Source organism: Acidaminococcus sp. CAG:542 (assembly GCF_000437815.1).
Classification (GTDB): Bacteria; Bacillota; Negativicutes; order Acidaminococcales; family Acidaminococcaceae; genus Acidaminococcus.
This window is the reverse complement of record NZ_FR902030.1, coordinates 1-2,056: the sequence shown is the minus strand read 5'-3', so window position 1 is coordinate 2,056 and position 2,056 is coordinate 1. Positions and strand designations below refer to the sequence as shown.

Genomic DNA, 2,056 nt, shown 5'->3' with positions numbered 1-2,056 from the left:
ACCAGCCGCAAGGCTGGTGGTGGGTTAGCAGCCCCCGGCTGCGTTTCCCTTTACGGGAACCTGCTTCAGGCAGGTTCCTTCCTTTTCTCCTTAAATCGCCCGTGCCTCGCTGGGGACCTGGGTGAAGTTGATTCCCGGATTCCGTTCCAGGATCCAGTTCAGGTTCCATTCATTGGATACCAGCACCACCGGCCGTCCCAGCTTGTCGTACACCAGCATCCCGTTGTCCAGGCCCTTGATGTTCCGGATCAGTTCCGGATCATCCGCATAGACCCACCGGGCCACGGAATAAGGCAGCTGTTCCAACACCAGCTTGGCATTGTATTCGTTCAGCAGTCGGTATTCCAGTACTTCCAGCTGCAACACGCCCACCACGCCTACCACGAAGCTTTCCATCCCGATGTCCTTCTGCTTGAACACCTGGATGGCCCCTTCCTGGGCCAGCTGGACAATGCCCTTTTCAAACTGCTTCCGTTTCATGGAATCCTTGGGCTGGACCTTGGCGAAGATTTCCGGCGGGAAAATGGGGAAATCCTCGAACTGCACCGGGTGCTTCTCATTGCACAGGGTATCTCCGATGGTGAAGATCCCCGGGTCGAACACCCCGATGATATCCCCCGGGTAGGCCTTTTCCACAGTGGTCCTCTCCTGGGCCATGAACTGCTGGGGCTGGGCCAGTTTCACCGGTTTCTGTCCCTGGACATGCCATACGGTCATGCCCTTTTCGAACACCCCGGAGCAGATCCGCATAAAGGAAATCCGGTCCCGGTGGGCCGGGTTCATGTTGGCCTGGATCTTGAAGATGAAAGCGGTGAAGTCCTCGTCGGTGGGATTCACCACGCCCCCGTCCTTCAGTTTCCGGGGCTGGGGTTCCGGAGACAGTTCCAGGAATTTTTCCAGGAAGCTCCGTACCCCGAAGTTGGTCATGGCGGACCCGAAGAACATGGGCGTCAGTTCCCCGGCATCCACTTTGGCCAGATCGAATTCATCCCCGGCCATATCCAGCAGTTCGATATCATCCATCAGATTCTGGAGATTGGCTTCCCCGATGGCTTCCTTGATGGCAGGATCATCCAGGCTGCCGGTGGTGCTCTTCAGGATCTTGGATCCGTGGCTGCTGTCGTTGTCGAACAGTTCCACCTGCTTCTTCAGCCGGTCGTATACCCCGATGTAATGGCCGTCGGTGCCGATGGGCCAGTTGATGGGATAGGCGTTGATGTGGAGCACCTTTTCGATTTCGTCCATCAGGTCCATGGGGGCCCGGCCGTACCGGTCCAGTTTGTTCACAAAGGTGAAGATGGGCAGCTTCCGCCGGTGGCACACCCAGAACAGCTTCTTGGTCTGGGGTTCCACCCCTTTGGCTGCGTCGATGAGCATCACCGCGCTGTCGGCGGCGATCAGGGTCCGGTAGGTGTCTTCCGAAAAGTCCTGGTGCCCGGGGGTATCCAGGATATTCACCCGGTACCCGTCATAATCGAACTGGAGTACCGAAGAGGTTACGGAAATCCCTCTCTGCTTTTCGATTTCCATCCAGTCGGACACCGCATGCTTGTTGGCCTTCCGGGATTTGACGGAACCGGCCAGATGGATGGCCCCTCCGTACAGCAGCAGTTTTTCCGTCAGTGTGGTCTTCCCGGCATCCGGGTGGGAAATAATGGCAAAGGTTCTTCGTTTGGCAATCTTCTCCTGCAGCTCAGACATGCAAGGTATTCCTCCAATCCTCAATTACAGATGGTCCAGATTCTTCCATTGTACATTATACCATGGGCAGCCGGGACCGGTCACGGACCGTCCCGGTTCTTTTGCATATGAAAAAACGCCACAAAGCTGACCTTTGTGGCGTTCCGTTCAATTAAATGGTCGGAGCGGCGAGATTCGAACTCACGACCTCTTCCACCCCAAGGAAGCGCGCTACCAAACTGCGCTACGCCCCGAACACAAGAATGATTATACGGCATAGAAGGGAAATCGTCAAGCACTTTTTGCAACTTTTTTTATATTTTTTCTGATTCCCGTTTTTTGGGAAAAATACTGAATTTTTTGAGACAGCCGGACG

At 55.4% G+C, this 2,056-nt stretch carries 1 protein-coding gene and 1 tRNA gene; both read right to left on the bottom strand.

Features of this window, described 5'->3' with window-relative positions; all coding sequences use genetic code 11:
• Nucleotides 1-90: 90 nt before the first annotated feature.
• On the bottom strand, nt 91-1,701 hold the full coding sequence (locus tag QVO43_RS01775) for a peptide chain release factor 3 (protein ID WP_022486899.1): 1,611 nt from the start codon (nt 1,699-1,701) through the stop codon (nt 91-93).
• A gap of 156 nt (nt 1,702-1,857) precedes the next feature.
• A tRNA-Pro gene (locus QVO43_RS01770) sits at nt 1,858-1,934 on the bottom strand.
• Nucleotides 1,935-2,056: the final 122 nt, after the last annotated feature.

Bases quoted from the DNA above. Each gene is read 5' to 3' on its own strand.
- QVO43_RS01775 (WP_022486899.1), bottom strand. From the start codon at position 1,701: ATGTCTGAGCTGCAGGAGAAGATTGCCAAACGAAGAACCTTTGCCATT.